Raw genomic sequence first — 20380 nt, 5'->3', positions numbered from 1 at the left:
CATCGAAGCCGCTGCGCGGCCTCATACCGTCAGTCCTGACGTTGTGGATCACGTCGTCAGCGTCAAGAACAATTGTCCACGAACAATTAAGGTCAAGGTTTGCTACTATGGCTCTGATAAGTGCAACGGATTTGTGGTGAATGGCTACAAGCGAGTAGACACCATCCTCGGTAGCATGACCAAAATCACAGCCTTCAGGTATTCTGTTGCTCAACAATAGCTGATCGAGCGAAGTTCGTGGTCTTACGTTTTTTGCGCACGGCAGAATGACGCTTGAGACCAAATTGCACGGCGAGCGCAAGTAGGGAAAAGTAAATGAAGTGCTGCGGCTCGTGTGGAACTTCGAATTGTGAATTCACAGCTAGAAGGGTTAGTAATCCGAACGAAAGAGCTTGACAGAATATCCGAACGTCTCGTTCCCGACTTTGGAACGCGATCAATAGGGGTTGCAGGATGAACGCGACGACGCAACAGAAGTAAGGTATGCCGTATTGCGCCGCGTTGCGAAGGCCGCTCTCAGTGGTCGCGGTTTTCCGTTCACTTAGCCCAAGGCCTGAATAGATATTGGTGCCATACTGGATGACAGGATCGTCATGTCCGACGCCTGTCCATGGGTTTTCGAGTATCACCTTAGTCAACATGTCATTGAGGAGCGCGCGCCCAGCGGACAGGTCGCCATTTTGGTACTGCGAAACACTTACGCCCTGCAGTTCAGTCCTTACGTAGAAAATCGCATCAGTCAACAAATCCGGTTGTAGAAAAAAAACCGAAATCGCCAAGAAAAACGGAACATATAGCAAAGCTCTGATGAATTTATTTACCTCTATGATCTCGATTGCAAATGCGAAGCCAATAGATATCAAAACGAGATAACCGCCAGCCGATTTGGCGAGAAAAATTGAAACGATCGATATCGTAGTGATCGATATCGTTTCAAGCAATCCTAGTCTGGCTATGTTCGAAACCGCGATCGCCATAGAAATGAAGGCTAGATCTATCAGGATGCTGTGTCCTGTTTGGAAAGCAAGCAGTCGAACGCGTTCTCCCGCCAGGAAATCTTCAATGGGATTTTGTATCGACATGAAGCGCGCTAACGCGACGGATATCACGAAGTAGAAAAGGATGTTCAGTGCCGCGAGGCGCGCCAGCGTCTTAAAAAATCTAGATCTGCTGCTCTCGGCTACAGCATCGGTCATGAACCAAAGGGCAAATGCCTCCACGAAGATCACGCCCCCGATGTTCAGGATGTTGCCGGCACTGTCCGAGTAAAAAAAGAAAAGGGCGGTCATCAATGCGAGTTTTACGCCCACGACCAAAGGCAGATTTATACGCGGAAGCTTAGCCCTTGCGGCGCATTGACAGGCTGCTCCGAGTAGTGCCGCTCCATAGAAAACGTAAACTGACGGCCAATAGAGAAAGTAAGCCACAGGGAGAATAGTGAATAGCCCAAACCATACTATTGTCTTTGTAGTCAGGACAGATGTCTGGGCTTGAACGACGGGAGATGAAAACTGTATCATCCGAGAAAGGCCTTAGCGGGATCCGGTAGCATTGCGCTGATCTCTTACGAGCCTACGCCATCGCAGTCCTTGTAAAGTTATACACGCATGTTTAGTCGAAAGATAAGAGTTCTTCATATTATAGCTAGCGTTGATCCCGCCTATGGCGGTCCAGTTGAGGGCATCATACAGCAGGATCGAGTCTCTCGCTGGATAGAGCGAGAGATTGTCTCGCTTGATCCACCCGACGCGGAGTTCCTGCACAACTTTCCGATCAAGACGTACGCGTTAGGGTCTTACAAGACTGGCCAGGACTGGAGCAAATTTCTTAGGCGCTATGGGGTCACTGGCAAATTAATACCTTGGCTAAAGAGCCACGTGGGCGAATACGATTGTGTAGTAGTGAACGGCTTGTGGAATTTTTCTACCTTTGCTGCCTCTCGAGTGCTTCCCGGTTCTGGCGTGCCGTACTTTGTTTTCACTCACGGAATGCTGGATCCCTGGTTTCGCGACAATTTCAGAGCTAAGCACGCTCTAAAGCAGTGCTTCTGGCTCTTCAGCGAAGGGCGGCTTTTGTCGCGCGCAAATGCAGTTCTCTTTACAACGCAAGAGGAGCGTGAACTCGCGAGCACGATGTTCTGGGGCTTTGAGTACAATAAGCGAGTTATCGGATACGGGACGTCGTCTCCTCCTCCAGTTACTGCGGCTCAAGAAGGATCATTCCGAGCAACGGTGCCGCAGTTGAAGGCGAGATCATTTCTTCTTTTTCTAAGCCGGATTCATCCAAAGAAGGGTTGTGATCTATTAATCGAAGCGTTCTCGAAACTCGCATCTGAGCATAGTGGCACGGATATAGTTATCGCGGGACCGGATCCGTCTGGCATGATTGATGGGCTAAGAAAGCTGGCAGCCGATTGCGGGATTGCCGAACGAGTACATTTTCCGGGCATGCTTACTGGAGAGGCAAAATGGGGTGCGTTCAACTGTGCTGAGGCGTTTGCGTTGCCATCCCATAGCGAAAATTTCGGCATAGTAGTTGCTGAGGCCCTAGGCTGCGGCACGCCGGTTCTACTTTCAAATAAGGTGAATATCTGGCGAGAAGTCGAGGCGGCTGGCGCGGGATTTATTGAGGAAAATTCCCTAGAGGGAACGACCTCGGCGCTTAGCAAGTTTCTAAACTTGGCACCCGAAGAGCGGCAACAGATGAAACTAAATGCCCGAAACTGCTTCGAGCAATACTTCAACATTGAGAAGAATGTCGAAGCTTTCGAGAAGCTTGCTGCAGATACAGTGGGTAAACAGTAGCTGCATCCGATATCGATATTTTTCTAAGTCGCAGTAATCGCGCGTATTGCTGATCTCAACCGTTCGTTGCCTGCCAAGATCGCGCATAATCTATTTTGTAGGTGGACGGCATCGATGCGTCATCGGGTATGCCGCAACCTTTTTCGTGTACCTCGCTGTCGAAGACCATATGCATCGGCCTGTGCCACAGGCGGTTCTCGGAGCGTCGAACCAAAACTCCGTCGACAAAGAATTCAATTTTATCAGCAGCCCAATTCAAGCCAAAGACATGAAAGTCGTCTGCAAAGTCAAAAGGAGCACGCCAGTATGCTTCAGAAATCTGATCCGCTGTGTACCCTGGCAGTTGATATACATGGAGCGTCATATGATAGTTGTTCACGATGTTCCGTTTGTCTTTGCAAAGTTCGAAGACGTCAATTTCATCCTGCTCTGTCGGGTATTTCTTGTAGAACCAGAACGAACTAAGTGCAGCTGAGCGCATCGCTTTAGCCCGAACCTCAAAGTATCCATAGAGTACCGGTGTGACGCTTTTGACGATAGCTGTCGACCATTTACCGTAGCCGGCGCTTGCAAGGCTCGACGGTGGGTCTCGAAGTTGGCAGGTGATATTCAAGCATCCCCCATTCACTGAAACATTATCTGAAGAGAAGAATGATGGTTTCATGCCGTTCCATGAGTCCCTCGGCAACCATTTGGAATGATCCAGGTCATTCCCATCAAACTCATCGCTATGCGAATCCAGCCTCTGCCAATTTCCGGCGTTCGACTGGTCCGAAAGAGGGAGGGCGTCAGTCCTTCGATCTGGCAGTTCTCCAAGAGAGCCGCTTCTCAGAAACTCGCTAGCTCGCGCGATCTCCGTCCTTGAAAACGGTAGCGCAAGGAAACCTGCCGCAATGGATCTCCTCGTTAGCAAGTTTGACCTCCATTTCGTAATCCTTCCCTCTTATCGATCGAGCTGGGATTAAGCCGTAAGTTTCGGTTAGGGGGGGCGTGGGCGAAGCCCGGAGGTCGTAGGCCAAACTCTTTTGAGAGGTGCCAGCCGATAAAAAAGCCGGTCCAACCTCCCGCAAGCTGATCGAAAAGACTCCGAGGACGTCGAACCAAGCTATGCAACAAGAAGAACAATCCTGGGCAGTGACGGTGCCCAACGAAAATTGAGTAGAGCACATACCTAGCTTTCAGATGCCACGAAGCAAATGCGAGTCGACTGGCACTGTTGCTTGCTGTCCAATCGCGACATTTTAGGTAACTCCACTTGTCGGCGCGATAGTCGGGCTTCCATCCAGGATAGTGATCAACGATTGCCGTCGGATCGAGTATAATTTTCCAACCCATCCGCCGGAGGTTCAAGCAGTACCAGTAATCATTCGATGGTTGAGCGCCATGACCGGGAAGTCGTTCGTCAAAGCGCAGTGTGCCTATAGCACTTCTTCGGATCGCCCAATTACATCCCTTGACGACTTCGACCTCGCGAGCCGAACCTACCACGAGATGATGTTGGCCAATAATATTTCCCCAAAAGTCGCGATGGCCGACCTTTGAGAGCTCAGGCTTCGTAATGCACTCGCCTCCGATATGCATGAGGTCGCGTCCTCCCGCGGCGCCCACGAGTGGATTCTCGAAATGAGCGAGAATTTTCGATATCCAGTCAGGCCGCGGGACGGCATCGTCGTCAAGCACTACCACGACATCTCCCGTTGCAGCTCCGACTCCGGCGTTTAAAGCTGCGACTTGGCCAGGAACTCCGATGGGTACAAGCGACCAGTTCGGTTGCCTTGTGGACTCGTTATCGATCCATCTAGCGGTTTCGGTGTCTTCGATTGGCCGATAGACGATAACTATCTGCACCGGCTGTTCATCCATTCTCTTGATACCGTTGAGACAGTCCTTTAGCGCGTCCAAGCGGCGAAAGGTCGGAATAACTACTGAGAACGTGATTGCTTTCACTTGAGACCTATTCATTTGACAGGTGCCTGGGTCGAAAATTCGCCTCTCCTGTGAGCGGCGAGGATGTCTCCTGCGAAGGCAGACAATGGGCCGAGAGCAAATCCAACTTGGAGCCAGAGAACGCCTGTGATCTTGCTGAAATCGAACACGGTCAGTCCGATCAGGCACCAAGCCAGTGTTGTGGGGATCTGCAGCCATGCCCAAATGTTCCAACCACGGTGCCCGATCAACTGGAGAGCTATGGAGCCCACGCTGTTAGCGGCGACGCCGAGAGCACAGATCACAAGTTCGCTTTTTAAAGCGCCGTACTGCGGCCCGATCAGCCAAAGGAATGCGCTGGGAGCGATCAAGCTCGAAAGGAGAAGTGCTGCGCTAGGTAGCAATCCGATCAAGATCCATCGACATAGCGCCAGACCGACGTGTTGCTTAGTCCTGCTAAAGCTCGGAATGGCGAACGCTTGGATGAAAGCCTGGACTGGCAATAGTAGCTGCGTAATTCTACTCAACGCTCCAAATTCTGCTGTCTGCGTCGGCAAGCCGATCCAAGCGATAACGAGAAATATCAACTGTGCCTGAACGCAGGAAAAGACTTCGAGTGGAAACTGCCGAATCGTGATCTTTCGGATTTCAGAAAAGTAGGCGTCATTCTTGATAGCTGTCTTGAATGGCGTCTCTCTCAGGGTCCATCGCTCAATGAACGGAACCCGTATCAGAGCCACGCCGGCTGCCGCGGCCATCGCAGTTGTGGCTCCAAGCACTCCGAGATGATGAAGGCCTGATACCAGAGTCAGTCTGATTGCGGAGAGAGCGGTGTCTAGCACTTGTGTTCGTGATGCACGTCCAGCAAAGAATAAAATCTGGTCAACCAATCGCGTCCGCATGTCGGCAAACCAATAGATGGTAAGCAGGCAAAGCAGGGTGGCTATGACACTGCCTCGGGCTCCGTTTCTGACTAGCAACCAAACTGCAATGGGAGTCAGAACAGGTAAAATGACAGCTGAAATGAGTCGGCGCTGTCGAAGTGCTGCATCGAGAGCTGAAGCCGCATGCATCCGATCGGGCCAAGTCCGGCCCACGATTGCTGCAAATCCAAGATGTGTTCCGCCTTTTGTTAGCAGTGTTATGGTGCCGAGCACCACTGTGGTTATCGTGTAAATCGCATAATCCTCCAGTGTCATCCACCGAACGATCAAAAGGCCTGTCAAAGCTGCGAGCCCCTGCGACAAGACCGATCCAGAAAGGAAGGTCCCCCACTGCCGTAGCTTCTTGAGATCAGCGAAATGTTGTGTCAGCGCGCGCATGAAAGAACAACGTCGAAATGGATGCTTCCCTCCGGGCGTAGGCTCGATCAATCAAGCGCGGTGCGCTGGCTCATCAGAGCTCCAGCCGAGGGGTGCGACTGATCTGCGAGGAGTTCGGTGACGATCTTATCGAGATTGCTCCGAAATGTATCATTCATATAATTGGCATCGACTTTTTGTCTGCCGCTTTCGCCCATGCTGGCGGCTAATTCTGGCCGCGACAGCAATTGGTGCAACCGGTTTGTGATTTCTGAGACGTTCCCAGGGTTTACTACGAAACCGTCTATGCCGTCGGATACTATTTCTTTCGACGCGCCGGCTGAGCTGCAAATGACGGGGAGGGCTCGTTGCCATGCTTCTAGGTAGACGATCCCAAACCCTTCTTTTGAGGAAGGAAGGGCGAATACCGTCGCACGCGAGTATGCTTCATCTAGTTCCTGATCAGTCAAGCGCCCTAAGAAGTGTACAATGTCGCTTACACCCAGAGCCCCCGCGAGAGCTTCAAGCTCCTTCCGCATCGGGCCGTCTCCCACGATTTCATACCGAATTGTCGGAAACGCGTTTCGCAGTTCGGCGACAGCGCGTATCATTTGATGAACATTCTTGAGTCGGTCGCGTTGACCCAATCTGGAAACAGTCAGGATAGTGGGCTGTGCCCTATTGCCCGCCGCGGACAGGCGGCGAATTGGATCGACCGCATTGGGAAGGAGACGAAATTTATTCGGTTCAACCCCAAACTCTTTTGCCATGGTCTGGGCGGTGAAATTGCTAACTGACGCGATGCAGTCGACAGTCGAAAGTAGCGTCGGCTCGTACCAGCGCTTCTTGCGCTGAAGCGCATCGTTCCATGCTTCGTCGCCGTGAACAAACAGGACCAGCTTTATGCGGGGATTTAGCAGCCTCGCGACGAGTGCGAGAGGCAGAAGGTTAATATGGCCAATGAACAGCAGCCTGCAACCTGCTGTCAGGGCTTTTACGACGCTGATCAAGTATGAAAGTCTGCCTCGACAGCTAACCAGTACCGCTTTCCCCGCGAGATCCGGGAAGGATTCTCCATCACGTAACAGGATTATCTGGGGAGGAGCATGTGTGCGGTCAGCACAGCCTGCCGCCAAGTTGATGACTACTCGGCGATTGAAGTTCTGTAGGCCGCCAACCTTCGAGTAAGTCTCGAGAGCGCAAAAGGCGATTTGATCCCTACCGGGGTTTTCAAATTTAGTCATTAGCGGAGTGACCTAATTAGATCTTCATATTTTGATAAGTCTGCCGAATAGCGATCAAAGTGATCGGCGCTACTCATTCCAGGCGCTTCGATGTCCTTTGAATTCTGCCGGATGTCCGGCCACGATCGTCGCTTGAGTAACGGATCGAAGAACAGTACTTCGAGCGCCGACGATCGCTCCTGCCCCAATGGTCACTCCCGGCGCGACAAAGCAATCGGCAGCGATCCAAGCCTCGCGCTCGATTACGACCGGCTTCGCAACAAGGGGGAAGGTGATATTTTTATGGTCGTGCGTGGCTGCGCAGATATACGAGCGCTGCGAGACAACCGCGCAATTTCCGACGGTGATAGAACCAAGGCTATAAAGCTCGGCATTGTCTCCGATCCAGCAGTGATCACCCAACTTGACCTTCCAGGGGTAAGTCACCCGAGCAGTTGGTCTAACCAGCACTCCCGTCCCGACTTCGGCGCCAAACAGTCGCAGCAGCCACCGCCGCCAGCCATAGGCTGGCTGAGGTGACCAGGCAAAGAGGGTCTGCTGTACCATCTGCCACAGCAGCACGGTCACCCCCGAACGCCCTCTAAATCCCGGCGGCACTTTGGAGCGCGAGAGGTCCTGAAACCTCGGTCGCTCGTCGACAGTCATCACAATCTCGCAATTCAATAGGCCGTAGGGCGGGCGAAAGTGACGACCGCCGTTCCCAGCATGATCCTCACATCCAACCACAAGCTCCAATTATTGATGTACCACAGATCATACTCCACGCGCTTCTGCATCAGGTCGAGCGTGCGGGTTTCTCCGCGATAACCATTAACCTGGGCCCAGCCGGTGATGCCGGGCTTGACGTGGTGGCGGAAGGCGTAGTTGCCGATGATCTGCTCATATTCGGTGTTGTGGGCGGCCGCGTGTGGGCGGGGGCCGACCAGCGACATGTCGCCCTTGAGCACGTTGAGGAGCTGCGGCAGCTCGTCGATCGAGGTCTTGCGCAGCCATTTGCCGATCGGCGTGACGCGGGGGTCGTCCTTCTGCGCCTGCACGATGGTCGGGCCGTCCTCGAGCACGCGCATGGTGCGGAACTTGAAGATCCTGAACGCGCGCCCGCCAAAGCCGTGGCGGGTCTGGCGGAAGAACACCGGCCCCGGCGAGGTCAGCTTGATCAGCAGTGCGGTCACCAGCATCACCGGCGCGAACACGAAAAGCGCAAAGCTGGCGCCGACGAGGTCCAGCGCGCGCTTGAGCGCGCGTTCGCGCATGGACAGCGGGGCGCGGCGCAGCTCGGCGGTGAAGGTGTTGCCGGTGCCTACAAGCGGATAGCGCAAGAAGCGCGCCGTGTTGGGGTCCGGCACCAGATGCACCGGCAAAGGGAGGATCTTCAGCATGTCCAGAATGCTGTCGATCGCATGCTGCCGGCTCCAGTTGATCAAGAGGAAGACGTGCTCGATCCGGTGCTCGCGCGCGTAATTGATCAGCTCCTCGAAGCGCGGCGCCAGCGAGGAGAGCAGCAGCGGCGAGGCGAGCTCCTTGGCCGGGATCTCCATCAGGCGCATCAGGCGGTAGCCGTGCTGGCCGAGGTCGTCGACCGCGTTGGACGAGGTCGCAAGGCCGAACTCGGCGATCATGATCGCGCGGCCGTTGGCGAAGGCGCCGGTGCGCTGGGCATGCGCGGTCCAGCGCGCCGCCACCGTCTTCCAGGCGAGCAGGGCGGCAAGGCCGACCAGGTAGAAGGAGATCGTGGTGCCGCGGGAGAACGCGTCGCTGACCTTCATCGTGAAGGCGATCGCCAGCAGCGCGCCGAACAGGAAGGTCCACGTCGTCAGCGTCATCCGGAACGTGCGGGGCAGGTTGGTGATGGTCTTCAGGCGATAGCCCTGCTGCACGATGGTCAGCAGGATGAAATTGACCGCCACCAGCACGCTCGCCGCCGCATAGACATCCGCCTTGCCGAGCGTGCCCGCGGTCACGACATGATAGCCGACCGCGCAGCCGATCCCGCTGACCACGATCAGCGCCGCATCGATCACGGCCATCAGCCGCTCGACGACCACAGGTCCCAGCCAGCTCGGCGCAAATCCCGCAGCTGATTCGGCGACCGGCTCGACCACCCGGATTTCCGTCGCAGAATCAGCAACGGGCACCGGCCGAGTGGAAAGAATTGTCATTCTGCCAAACCCATTGACGCAAAATTCATTGCCCGAACAAGCCGTGCTATCGGTCAAAATCGCTGTTAGAACAAGGCGAAGGGAAAATTAACCTTACCCCAAGCGTGCATTGTAGCCCCATCTCGCTTCGACTGATATGCTAAATTTCACAACCCGTTAGGAAGTCCTCCTTGCCTCGCCCCCAGTCCCGGCGGCGGACCCGGCCGAGAGGGAAGCGGTACCTCGCCATTGGCCTTGCGGCCGTCGCTTTGGCGGGAATCGTGTTTCTCCTTCTTCGTCCCGATGCAGCCCCCATCCGAGCTCCAACAACGTCCAGGCCCGTCGCAATCAAGCTCCTTCTTGACGGGCGAGATGGCGCGCGGTTTGCCGGCGAGCTCGCTGCATCGAAGCAGGGATATTTCTCCTCCCGCATCGAGGTGTCGGCACAGCCCCAAAACCCTGATTTCGTCCAAGCCATTGCACGCCAACATGCCATCGGCGTGACGAGCGGCCAGAACTTCCTGCTGGCGAGCTGGCGCGGCGTTCCCGTAACCGCCTTCGCTGCAAGCTTCCTGGATACTTCGGTCGCGATTTTCACGCTCGGAAGCTCGGGCTTGCGGCGGCCGGCTGATCTGGTCGGAAAACGGGTCGGATACCGCAGGGCGAGTGAGGGGGACGTCGTCTTTGATGCCATGATGGCGCAGCTCGGGCTTCCCCGAAGCCAGATCACCAAGGTCCCAGACCGCGACAGCTTCGAGGCTTTGAGGGCCGGGGAGGTGGATGCGATCATTGCCGCCATCGACGAGCAGCCCGATCCCTCCAGCGCGACCTTCGTGAAGCTGAACGTCATCAAACCGCAGGACTACGGCATTCATGTCCCAGGCCAGGTCTATTTCGCGAGCAATGATCTCATCCATGACCAGCCGTCCGTGATCGCCGACGTCCTCCAGGGACTCATTCGAGGATGGCAATTTGCCTACGCGGACTATGCACGGAGCGTGCCCGTTCTCGCCGGCACCGGCCCGGCCGGGCTGAATTCCGAGCGGCTGAAATTCGAGCTGCAGCAGCAGCGCCCGCTGGTCCTGCCGACGGGCGGCCGCATCGGCGACTACGACGAAAGCCGCTGGCGGACGCTCCGGGATATCCTCCTCTTCGCCAAGCTCGGCGAGGAAGACGTGCCTCTGGCTCAAACGGTCAACTACCAGTTCCTGCGGGATGTGTACCGCCGTTCACCCGACCTCGCTGCGCCCGGCGCCTGGAGCGAGGAAAAATAGGACCAAGAAGCCACACCTGCGCGCCATATCGTCCCAAAAGGTCCTCGGCCGCTCCGGCATCGGTTGCATTCCGGCCGGGGGACTTGGTAAAGTTCGGTTCACTATTTGGGCTATCGCGGAGTGGCTTTACGGACCGTGACGTTGGTCGGCTGGGGTCCGACAAGCACGAGTCGGGAAACAAATCTGCAGGGGCGAGGAGCTTTTTGGATGTTTAAGACGTTGATGCGAGCAGGTCTTTTGGCCGCAACCGTTACCTTCTGCGCCGCGAGCGGAGCGAGCGCCGCAATGCAGATGCCCGCGCCGGCGGCCCTGCTCACGGGCGAGAGCCAGGTGACGCCCGTTACGTTCTGGGCGCAGCCGTATCCATATCGGTATGTGCCGTCGCGCCGTTGTCCGTTGGTGCGCGTCGAGACGCCTTATGGCTGGTACATGGACCGGGTTTGCGCGCCTGTCGGTCCTGTCCTGCGCCGGGCGTATTGAGGTTGAAGTAAACCGAGCGGCGACTGCCGTTATTTGATGATCCTTCAGGGCAGTCGCACAGCTGATGCGGCTGCCTTGCTCTTTTTTGTTTCATTGTGTGCTGACCTTTTGTGCGCGCAGCGCAGGTTCACCATGAATATCTTTGTCGGGCCGGGACAGGCTGTCGCATGGTGAAGATCGTGTTAGCAGTTTGGCGGGGCTGCATCGGCAGCGTGATTGCATAATGCGACCGGTCGCCGGATCCTCGCCAGAGTGGTGGTGATCCGGCCAGCCGGATGCTGATAGAGGATACGATGACAGGGGTTTCAACCTACGATCTCACGGGCAAACGTGTCTTCGTCGCTGGTCACCGCGGCATGGTGGGATCAGCTGTCGTCCGCAGGCTTGCGTCAGAGAATTGCACCGTGCTGACGGCTGATCGGCGTGAGCTGGACCTGACGAAGGAAGAGCCCACGCTGAAATGGCTCGAGGCCAATCGTCCGGAGGTCGTGGTTCACGCCGCTGCAAAGGTCGGTGGTATCGCAGCCAACAACAATTTCCCGGTCGACTTTCTGTGCGACAACCTTGCGCTGGAATTGAGCGTGATCCGCGCAAGTCACGCGGTTGGCGTGCAGCGCCTGCTGTTCCTCGGCTCCTCCTGCATCTATCCCAAGCATGCCAGGCAGCCGATCGCCGAGAGCGAATTGCTGGCAGGGCCCCTTGAGCCCACCAACGAGTGGTATGCAATCGCCAAGATTGCCGGCCTCAAGATGTGCCAGGCGTATCGTCGGCAATATGGCGATGATTTCATCTCGGTGATGCCGACCAATCTCTACGGTCGCGGCGACAATTATCATCCGGACCATAGTCACGTTCCAGCAGCATTGATCCGGCGCTTTCACGAAGCCAAGCTCGCCAATGCGCCCAGTGTCTCGGTATGGGGCACCGGCACGCCGCTTCGCGAATTCCTCAATGTCGAGGACTTTGCGGATGCCTGCGTTTTCCTTCTGAAGAACTATTCGAGTGACCTGCCGATCAATGTCGGCAGTGGCGACGAATTGTCGATTGCCGAATTTGCGACAACAGTCGCCGAGGTCGTGGGCTATGGAGGCAAGCTCGCGTTCGATACCTCCAAGCCTGATGGAACGCCACGCAAGTTGCTGGATAGTTCGAGAATCCGAGGACTTGGTTGGCAGCCGAAGGTTGCCCTGCGGGCCGGCCTCGCGGCGGCCTACGCAGATTATCTCGAAGGCTACGGACGTCATCTGGAAGTCGGCGCGACGCGCTGAGTAACTTACGTAGATTGCAAGCGTCTTTTTTATTCTGAACTTTGAATTTGGACGGACTTTATGCGTGTTCTCTTGGTCGGCATCAATTATGCCCCCGATCTGATCGGCGTGGCGAAATACAACGCCGAGCTTTGCGAAAGTCTGGTAGCCGACGGTCATGAAGTTAGAGTGATTACGGCGCCTCCCTATTATCCCGCCTGGAAGATCCCCTCGGCGTTCAAATCGTCCTACTTCAGATCGAGAGATATTCACGGTGTTCGCGTAACGCGTACGCCGATTTATGTACCCGGACATCCCTCTGGTGTTAGACGGCTGGTCCATCACGCTTCATTCGCGCTCACGAGCGCGGCGCCGGTCCTTTTTGAGGCGCTATCCTGGCGGCCCGACGTTATGATCGCGGTCGCGCCATCGCTGATGTCGGCTGCCTTGGTCTCGTTCGTCGCTCGTCGCGTCGGCGCCAGATCATGGCTTCACGTGCAGGATTTCGAGGTGGATGCGGCGTTCGATCTTGGTTTGCTGCGCAATCCTTCTCTGCGAAAGTGGATGCTTCGAGTCGAAGCAGCGATCCTCAGATCGTTCGATAACGTCTCAACCATCTCTCAAGCGATGATTGAGCGGCTGAGGATCAAGGGGCTGAGGCCCGACAAAACCGCCGAGGTGAGAAACTGGATCGATACCACCGCGATCTGCCCGGGTTCGCGAATGACCAAATACCGTCAGGCGCTGAAGCTGGGCGAGGACGATATCATTGCGCTCTATTCCGGAACGATGTCCAACAAGCAAGGCCTTGAACTCGTGATCGAGGCTGCGATTGGCTTGGAGAAAAGTCATCCGCATATCCATTTCATCCTTGCAGGCGAGGGGCCTCATAAGATGAGGCTCGAGCAGCTTGCCGCCGGACATCGCAATGTCCACTTTCTCGGACTTCAGCCCAATGACAGCTTCAATCAATTGATGGCCACTGCCGATTTCCATCTGATTCCGCAGAAAGCCGAAGCCGCCGACCTGGTGTTGCCCTCGAAACTCGGCGCGATCTTCGCATCTGCCCGGCCGGTCATTGCGATGGCTGAAGAAGGCACCGGCCTCGCGGCGGAAGTCACGAATGCGGGCCTCGTGATTCCACCGGGAGATTCGTCGGCTCTCGAGCTTGCAATTTGCCAGCTCAGCGAAGCGCCAGCCCTCCGCGCGCATTACGGCGAAGAAGGAAGAAAGCGAGCTCTTGATCGTTGGGATCGACGCACGATCGTGCGCCGGTGGTCGGATGCCATGACAGGGCAGGGCAATGCGACGGGGCCGACGAATGTCGGCCTGACGGCTGCTGCCAGCGAGATTGGGCTTCCGGTGGAGGATGCCGTTCGATCGCCCTGAGCCATTCGATCGCGGTTGGATGCGGTGATGTCGCGCGAAAAAAATGAGCGCCGCGATGGGCGCTCATTTGCTTGGCTTGATCACCTTACTGGTCGATCAAGAGCTACTCGTGTCGCGGATAATATCTAAACCCGTTCTGCTTGATCAGTTCGTCGCGCTTTGCGGATTCGAGATCTTCCTTCATCATTTCTCGAACCAGGCTTTCGAACGACGTTTTGGGCTCCCAGCCGAGTTTCTGCTTGGCCTTTGACGGATCGCCAAGAAGCGTCGCGACCTCAGTGGGGCGGAAATAGCGGGGATCGACGGAAACGACGCACTTGCCGGTCTTGGCGTCGTACCCTTTTTCTTCGACGCCGCTTCCCTCCCAGCGAACCGTCATGCCTACTTCGTTCGCAGCGACATTGACAAAATCTCGGACAGACTGCTGCACGCCCGTAGCGATCACGAAATCCTCCGGCTTGTCCTGTTGCAGCATCAGCCATTGCATTTCGACATAGTCACGCGCGTGTCCCCAATCGCGCAGGGCGTCGAGATTGCCGAGATAGAGCCGCTCCTGCAGGCCCAAATGGATGCGCGCCAAGGCGCGCGTGATCTTCCGGGTCACGAAGGTTTCGCCCCGGACGGGAGATTCGTGGTTAAACAGGATGCCGTTGCAAGCGTACATCCCATAGGCTTCACGGTAGTTGACCGTGATCCAGTAGGCATAAAGCTTGGCGACCGCGTACGGTGAGCGCGGATAGAACGGCGTGGTCTCCTTTTGGGGGATCTCCTGGACCAAACCATACAGTTCAGATGTCGACGCTTGATAGAAGCGCGCCTTCCTCTCCAAGCCGGTAATGCGCATGGCCTCGAGGATGCGCAAAGTGCCGAGAGCATCGGAATTCGCAGTGTATTCCGGTTCCTCGAACGAAACCGCAACGTGGCTCTGCGCCGCGAGGTTGTAGATTTCGTCTGGCTGCACTTGGCCAACGATCCGGATCAGGCTCGAGGAATCCGTCAGATCGCCGTAGTGAAGCCGGAAGGGCGGATCGGGCTCGTGCGGATCGAGATAGAGATGATCAATGCGGTCGGTATTGAAGAGGGAGGTCCGGCGCTTGATGCCGTGGACCTCGTATCCCTTCTGCAAAAGAAGTTCAGCCAAATAGGCGCCGTCCTGGCCGGTGACGCCGGTAATGAGTGCACGTTTCTTTGTCATATCAGTCCCAAAATGGAAATTTGTGCTTACACGAAATTGACTTGGTTAGGGAGGGTGAAACAGAACGAAAATCAAGCTTAGATTAACGGCGTCTCGCTCCAGCGGAGGCGCCAAGAATCCCCAACAGAGTTCTCGCGAGGTTCAGTGGCCCTCAGTGCGTTCGTCCCACCTTTGGCCGTAGCCGGACCACCAAGCGTCAAACCCGGGCGGAAAGAAGCGGGATCGGATCTGATGACAGCATTCGGGCATGGCCGGTAGTTCGTCCAGAAGACTACTCAGAAGGCAGCGACTTCCCGCGTCCACCGTTGTGGATCCGATCCTGACTCCACCCGCACAACAGTGAAGCGATCCAACGCATCCACCAACGGCGTGACCACCGGACTCAGATTATCGAGCACAAGAACCGCTCTTCCCTCGCGCACTAGCAGCACAAGGTGGTGCTCTCCGGTCGTTCGGATGACGACCTCCGCGAGAAGAAGTGCCGAACTGGGCCAGCCGGATCGCAGCAGCAGATGGCGCTTGGTGACGGCGTAGTCGCCGCAATTGCCTTCATACGGGAATATCTGCCATTCCGCGTCACGCCGGCTTGCGGGCGGATCTTTCGGTGCTATGCCGAAATTCACAGTTGCGTTGATCTGGGCGAGTTCTCGCCAGCGCTGGATTGACGAGCGGAAATCTCGGATCCTCCGATCATCGTGGTGCTGGCAGTCCTCGGGATATTGAATGCAGAATTGTGAGAATGACAGCGGTGGCGTCACCGCTTGGGATTCGTAGTTTGAATAGGCGGGCTGGCTGCAAACGCAATACATTATGGCCAGCATGCGAGTCGCATGTCTGATCATCGAAAGTTCGCCTAGCATTCCTGATTGTTAGGCGAAGTATATTGCGATGCAATGGAAGCGCCATGACAATTGTGCGGCAACCGATGCACAATCGTGGAGCAGGGGGTGCGCGTTTGATGTCGACCGGCAAGAAGGGACCAAGGAGCAGTCCGTGATCTTCAATTTGCGCAAGATCGACTCCCTAACGCATGGAAGCCACCTGCTCCTGCTCCGTCGTCTCGTACGGCGGCACGTTAATCGGGTTGTCCAGAGGTCCAGCCGAGCGCATCGACAGGGCGTTATCCCGTTTCGACGGAGTGGTCATGACTTCCACATCGTCCTTCACTCACATAGGGTGACGGTGAATGGTAGCGTCAGAGAAGATCCTCGGCGGCCAGACCGACGGACATGCCAGCCTCGACATCATCAAGCAGCACCTCGCGATCCTTTACACGAGCGGCCAGGAATGGATGGGACGTATGAAGCGTTTCGCCGAACGTGCGCGGCCTCGACATCTTCAGTCAGAAACTGGTGGCGCGCGAACCGGGCGCATGGAGCATCACCGAGGAAGGCCGCAGTTTCCTCGCGATCCTCGAGCGCCCGCCTGCGGCCGATCGATTGCGCCCGCCGAGCCGCGCCCGGTCGCCCCGATGACCGGCGCAAGCGCTAGGTCCGCACCTCAATTTCGGTGAACAACGCCTGTGCTCGCGCGGTCACCTGCCGGTGAAGCGCGGCGTCCGCTTTTCGATGAAATGGGCGATGCCCTCCTTGAAGTCCTCCGTTCCGCGGCAGATCGCAACTTCCCTGTTTGCGAGCTGCGTGGCCTCGGCCAGCGTTTGCCGGGGAGCCGCCGTCAACTGCTGCTTGATGATACGCATGGACCGGGGTGAGCAGAGATTGGCGAAATCGGATGCCGTCTGCTGCACGGTCTCGCGGAAGGTGTCCGCCGGCAGCATCCTGACCAGGCCGAGCCGCTCGGCTTCCGCGGCTTCGACCACGCGCCCCGACAGCAGAAGATCCGCGGCATTCATCGGTCCGATGAGTTGGCGCAACATCCAGGCGCTGCCGTGCTCCGCGATCAGGCCGCGCCGGGCGAAGGACGTGGTCAGCTTCGCACCTGCGGCCATGAAGCGGAGATCGCAATACAGCGCGATGCAAAGACCAACGCCCGCGATCGCGCCATTGATGCCCGCAATGATCGGCTTGGGAACGGCAAGCAGATAGCTGTATCGCTGCGCCAGATCGTCGTCGCTCTCTGCGGGAACGACCGGTGCCGCGGCGGCCGCGCTTCCCGATGAGGCATCCGACAGGCGGCCCATATCGGCGCCGGCGCAGAAGCCCCGGCCCGCACCGGTGATCACGATCGCCCGGATCTCGTCGTCCTCGGATGCGATCACCATTAGGCGGCGCAGCTCGCTCTCCATGATGGGCGTCCAGGCATTCATTCTGTCGGGCCTGTCGAACGTGATCGTCGCAACGCGATCGGACACTTCGAACTTCATCTGTTCGGCAGAAACCATGGGTAATCTCCGTTCGTGGGCGTTCTAGCAAACGCAGGGAAGCCGCGAAATGCCTTTCGCCTATGGGAAAACTTTTCTATCTATGTGAAAAAGCAAGTGAGGAAACATGTCCAAAGACGTCATCAAGACGGCCAAGCGGCTGTTCGAGATTCTGGAATATTTCGACGAGGTGCAGCGGCCATTGAGTCTCAAGGAGGTCGCGCTGCGCTTCGGCTACCCCGTCTCCAGCGCTTCCGCGGTTCTCAAGAGCATGGTTGTGCTCGGCTATGTCGACTTCGACCGATATTCGCGGACCTACATGCCGACCATGCGGATCGTTCAGCTCGGGCACTGGGTGCAGGGCGCGCTCTTCGGCGAACGGGGCATTTCGGCGCTGGTCAACCACCTCAACAAGGAGACGGAAGAGACCGTCAGCATCGCCACCCAGAGCGACCTGTACATGCAATACATCCATGTTCAGCCTTCGCCGCGCACGATCCAGTTCTCGATCAGGCCCGGGACGATCCGCCCACTCGCGCGCTCTGGCCTCGGATGGATGCTACTGAGCGCCCGTTCAGATGACACCATCGAGAAGCTCGTGCGCCGCATCAATTTTGAAGAAGAGGATCGGAAAAAGAAGGTTGATCTGAAGGAACTGATGCTGAAACTCCGCAAGATCCGCAAAGATGGCTACGTCATCTCGCTTCATACCGTAACGGCCGGTGCCGGTGTCATCGGCATGTTGCTGCCGGAGCGGCGTCACGGTCGCATCCTGGCGATTGGCGTCGGCGGCCCGGTTGAACGGCTGGTTTCCAAGCGAACGCAGATCCTGAGATCGTTGCGCGAAGGCATCGACAAATTCGTCTCGCGGGAGGACCTCGCACCTGCGACGAAAGCCCGCAATTAAGCAGAGGCATTTTCACATATCTGTAAATATGAGCGCATATCTGTAATGCTCTAGCTTTCAGCTGCGGCCCGGCACATTGTCCTCCCACTCCACGCCCTGAATGCGCGGAGGTACTAAGATGGTCAAAAGGGTGGAGTCGTGCAGGAGAAGGTCGTCGATCTGAAAACCAAGGATGGGGTGATGAACACGTACGTGTTTCACCCGGACCGTCCAGGACCGTTCCCTGTCGTCATCTTCTATATGGACTCGGTCGGTGTCCGCGAGGAGCTGTCCGACATGTGCCGGCGTCTCGCAACGGTCGGCTACTACGTCATCATGCCGAACATGTATTACCGCATGGTCCGCTGCGTCGATCTCGACGCCAATCGGCTGTGGGATCCCGCTTGCGCAGACAAGCTGGAGTTCATGTGGAAGCTCAACCGCCACCTCACGAACACCATGGTGATGGAAGACACCCAGGTCATGTTCGACTTCCTCGCTAATGAGCCTGCGGCACGGCAGGGCAAGACGGGATGCCTCGGCTATTGCATGAGCGGCCGCTACGTCTACCGCGCCATGGGCGTGTTTCCCGATCGCATGGCTGCTGGTGCATCCGTCTACGGCGCGCGCCTCGTGACTGACCAGCCGGACTCCGCGCATCTCGTCACGGACAAGATTAAAGGCGAGATCTACTTTGCCCTCGCCGAACATGATCACTACGCACCACCCGAGATGCTCGAGCAGGTGTCGCAGGCAATCAAGACGGCCGGTATCAATGGACGGATGGAATACTATCCGGAAGCCGAGCACGGTTTCGCGTTTCCAACCCGGCGCCTCTACCACAAGGCCAGCACCGAGCGGCATTGGGAGCGCTTGTTCGATCTCTTTCAGCGCAATCTGAATTGAGCCCGAACGCCTGAGCCAACCTGCATTCAAGAGAGCCGCCGCGGCGTCGCAGCGCGTCCGGTAGAAAATCATAAGGGAAGAACGATGAAACTTGCGGATCGAATAAAGGTCATGTTTTCTGTGGGGGCGGTCGTGGCCGCCACTTTGCAGCTCGCTTACGCGCCCAGCGCGATGGCTGCCGACCCGGTGAAGATCGGTCTTGCGCTGCCGCTGAGCGGCGCGGCGGCGACTTACGGACAAGAGCTGCAGCGCGGCGCCGAATATGCGGCGGGTCTTATCAACCAGCGGGGCGGCATTCTCGGCGGCCGGAAGATCGAGCTGGTCTTTGAAGACGAAAAGGGCACCCCGCAGGGCGGGGTCGCAGCGGTGCAGAAGCTGATGTCGGTCGGGCGGGTGAAGGCGATCACGGGCGGAACAAATAGCTCGGTCGTGCTCGCGGAGTCGTCCGTCACGAAGAAGCGGATTTTGCAGGTGAACGCGGGCGCGCAGGCCGACGCCATCACCGATCAGGGCAGCCCTTGGTTGTTCCAGATCAACAATACGGTGTCGCTGAATTCAGAGGCGTTCAATGCCTACATCGTCAAGACGTTGAAGCCGAAGACGGTTGCCTACATGGGTGAGAACTCCGAATTCAACAAGACCGTGCTGGAGAAGCTCAAGGAGAGTCTCAGGTCGGCCGGTATCGAGCTGGCGAGCACATCGACCTACGACGCCGAAACCAACGACTTCACGTCCATCCTCACCAAGATCAAGGCGAGCAATCCAGACATGATCTACGTCGCCGATGCCTATCCGGCGCGTGCAGCGCAGCTCTGGAAACAGGTGCGGCAGATCGGCGGCTTCAAGATCGAGGTAATGTCGCCGGGCGTGGTGACGCCGGGCATGATCAAGCCGTCGGAGGGCGCCATGAATGGCGTCATCACGGGTGAAATCTTCATGGCCTCCGATCCGGGGCCTGACGGCAAGGAATTCGTTGAGAACTACCAGAAGAAGTTCAACAACGTCCCCGGCAAGGGCGAGCTTGTGATCTTCGAAGCGATCAATCTGATCGCTTCTGCGATGGACAAGGCAGGCACCGATAGCGACTACGACAAGATCTCGAAGATCATTCGTGAAGGCGCCTGGCAGAGCCCGCGTGGCCTGCTGAAGTTCGACGAAAAGGGCAGGGCGCGCGCGCCGTACTTCTACATTCAGCGAGTCGAGAACGGGGCTGTCGTCCAGCTCGAGCGCGTCAGCGCGAACTGAAGATCGACCGCAAATCAAAGGTAGA

General features: G+C 56.9%; 19 protein-coding genes. 9 read left to right on the top strand and 10 right to left on the bottom strand.

The annotated features are described in order from the left end of the window. Positions 1-194: 194 nt before the first annotated feature. On the bottom strand, positions 195-1289 hold the full coding sequence (locus BRAD3257_RS30950; protein WP_160118882.1) for an O-antigen ligase family protein: 1095 nt from the start codon (positions 1287-1289) through the stop codon (positions 195-197). A 318-nt stretch (positions 1290-1607) separates the two neighbouring features. Between BRAD3257_RS30950 and BRAD3257_RS30945 the strand changes: the two genes are divergently transcribed. After that, the gene (locus BRAD3257_RS30945) at positions 1608-2804 is read left to right on the top strand and encodes a glycosyltransferase (RefSeq protein ID WP_347338408.1); all 1197 of its coding nucleotides are present in this window, start codon (positions 1608-1610) and stop codon (positions 2802-2804) included. A gap of 55 nt (positions 2805-2859) precedes the next feature. Here BRAD3257_RS30945 and BRAD3257_RS30940 read toward each other — a convergent pair whose 3' ends face one another. The 6 genes from BRAD3257_RS30940 to BRAD3257_RS30920 all read right to left on the bottom strand — a co-directional run bounded on the left by BRAD3257_RS30940 (position 2860) and on the right by BRAD3257_RS30920 (position 9377). Next, on the bottom strand, positions 2860-3717 hold the full coding sequence (locus BRAD3257_RS30940; RefSeq protein WP_488225962.1) for a family 16 glycosylhydrolase: 858 nt from the start codon (positions 3715-3717) through the stop codon (positions 2860-2862). After that, a complete protein-coding gene (locus BRAD3257_RS42330; protein ID WP_430648803.1) occupies positions 3711-4766 on the bottom strand; it encodes a glycosyltransferase family 2 protein in 1056 nt (351 codons plus the stop codon). Before BRAD3257_RS42330 ends, BRAD3257_RS30940 begins: the two co-directional genes overlap by 7 nt. Further along, entirely contained in the window at positions 4763-6052 is a 1290-nt protein-coding gene (locus BRAD3257_RS39885) for a polysaccharide biosynthesis protein (RefSeq protein WP_160118880.1), read from the bottom strand. Before BRAD3257_RS39885 ends, BRAD3257_RS42330 begins: the two co-directional genes overlap by 4 nt. A 47-nt stretch (positions 6053-6099) precedes the next feature. Continuing rightward, complete coding sequence (locus tag BRAD3257_RS30930; protein ID WP_122405032.1) at positions 6100-7275, bottom strand: glycosyltransferase family 4 protein; 1176 nt, start codon at positions 7273-7275, stop codon at positions 6100-6102. A 69-nt stretch (positions 7276-7344) separates the two neighbouring features. After that, on the bottom strand, positions 7345-7920 hold the full coding sequence (locus tag BRAD3257_RS30925) for a WcaF family extracellular polysaccharide biosynthesis acetyltransferase (protein ID WP_122405031.1): 576 nt from the start codon (positions 7918-7920) through the stop codon (positions 7345-7347). 14 nt (positions 7921-7934) lie between these two features. Next, positions 7935-9377 (bottom strand): undecaprenyl-phosphate glucose phosphotransferase, encoded by a 1443-nt coding sequence (locus BRAD3257_RS30920; RefSeq protein WP_244607754.1) that lies wholly within the window; start codon positions 9375-9377, stop codon positions 7935-7937. A 305-nt stretch (positions 9378-9682) separates the two neighbouring features. Here BRAD3257_RS30920 and BRAD3257_RS30915 point away from each other — a divergent pair, with 305 nt between their 5' ends. The 4 genes from BRAD3257_RS30915 (at position 9683) to BRAD3257_RS30900 (ending at position 13803) form a co-directional block, all read left to right on the top strand. Continuing rightward, positions 9683-10687 carry an ABC transporter substrate-binding protein gene (locus BRAD3257_RS30915; protein WP_122405030.1) on the top strand — a complete coding sequence of 335 codons (1005 nt, stop codon included), beginning with the start codon at positions 9683-9685 and terminating at the stop codon, positions 10685-10687. A 207-nt stretch (positions 10688-10894) separates the two neighbouring features. Further along, positions 10895-11167 (top strand): hypothetical protein, encoded by a 273-nt coding sequence (locus BRAD3257_RS30910; RefSeq protein WP_244607753.1) that lies wholly within the window; start codon positions 10895-10897, stop codon positions 11165-11167. 293 nt (positions 11168-11460) lie between these two features. After that, the gene (locus BRAD3257_RS30905) at positions 11461-12435 is read left to right on the top strand and encodes a GDP-L-fucose synthase family protein (protein ID WP_122406846.1); all 975 of its coding nucleotides are present in this window, start codon (positions 11461-11463) and stop codon (positions 12433-12435) included. Positions 12436-12495: 60 nt separating this feature from the next. Next, complete coding sequence (locus BRAD3257_RS30900; protein ID WP_122405029.1) at positions 12496-13803, top strand: WcaI family glycosyltransferase; 1308 nt, start codon at positions 12496-12498, stop codon at positions 13801-13803. 103 nt (positions 13804-13906) lie between these two features. On the opposite strand, the gene gmd is transcribed toward BRAD3257_RS30900, so the two are convergent. After that, positions 13907-14998 carry a GDP-mannose 4,6-dehydratase gene (gene gmd, locus BRAD3257_RS30895; RefSeq protein ID WP_122405028.1) on the bottom strand — a complete coding sequence of 364 codons (1092 nt, stop codon included), beginning with the start codon at positions 14996-14998 and terminating at the stop codon, positions 13907-13909. 275 nt (positions 14999-15273) lie between these two features. Then, a complete protein-coding gene (locus BRAD3257_RS30890; RefSeq protein WP_244607752.1) occupies positions 15274-15819 on the bottom strand; it encodes a transglutaminase-like cysteine peptidase in 546 nt (181 codons plus the stop codon). Positions 15820-16317: 498 nt separating this feature from the next. On the opposite strand from BRAD3257_RS30890, the gene BRAD3257_RS40555 reads away from it, so the two are divergent. After that, on the top strand, positions 16318-16473 hold the full coding sequence (locus BRAD3257_RS40555) for a hypothetical protein (RefSeq protein WP_181956127.1): 156 nt from the start codon (positions 16318-16320) through the stop codon (positions 16471-16473). A gap of 59 nt (positions 16474-16532) precedes the next feature. Here BRAD3257_RS40555 and BRAD3257_RS30880 read toward each other — a convergent pair whose 3' ends face one another. Beyond that, positions 16533-17339 carry an enoyl-CoA hydratase-related protein gene (locus BRAD3257_RS30880; protein WP_122405027.1) on the bottom strand — a complete coding sequence of 269 codons (807 nt, stop codon included), beginning with the start codon at positions 17337-17339 and terminating at the stop codon, positions 16533-16535. A gap of 106 nt (positions 17340-17445) precedes the next feature. On the opposite strand from BRAD3257_RS30880, the gene BRAD3257_RS30875 reads away from it, so the two are divergent. From BRAD3257_RS30875 to BRAD3257_RS30865, 3 genes are all read left to right on the top strand, one after another. Further along, positions 17446-18225: an IclR family transcriptional regulator gene (locus BRAD3257_RS30875; protein ID WP_122405026.1), complete on the top strand. Its 780-nt coding sequence runs from the start codon at positions 17446-17448 to the stop codon at positions 18223-18225. A 138-nt stretch (positions 18226-18363) separates the two neighbouring features. Further along, positions 18364-19110 carry a dienelactone hydrolase family protein gene (locus tag BRAD3257_RS30870; protein ID WP_122405025.1) on the top strand — a complete coding sequence of 249 codons (747 nt, stop codon included), beginning with the start codon at positions 18364-18366 and terminating at the stop codon, positions 19108-19110. A gap of 132 nt (positions 19111-19242) precedes the next feature. Next, positions 19243-20355 (top strand): ABC transporter substrate-binding protein, encoded by a 1113-nt coding sequence (locus BRAD3257_RS30865; RefSeq protein WP_244607751.1) that lies wholly within the window; start codon positions 19243-19245, stop codon positions 20353-20355. Positions 20356-20380 lie beyond the last annotated feature (25 nt).

The sequence above is a fragment of the Bradyrhizobium vignae genome, from assembly GCF_900324035.1.
Taxonomy (GTDB): Bacteria; Pseudomonadota; Alphaproteobacteria; order Rhizobiales; family Xanthobacteraceae; genus Bradyrhizobium; species Bradyrhizobium vignae.
Note: the sequence above shows the minus strand (reverse complement) of the source record. Positions and strands in the feature narration are given on the sequence as shown.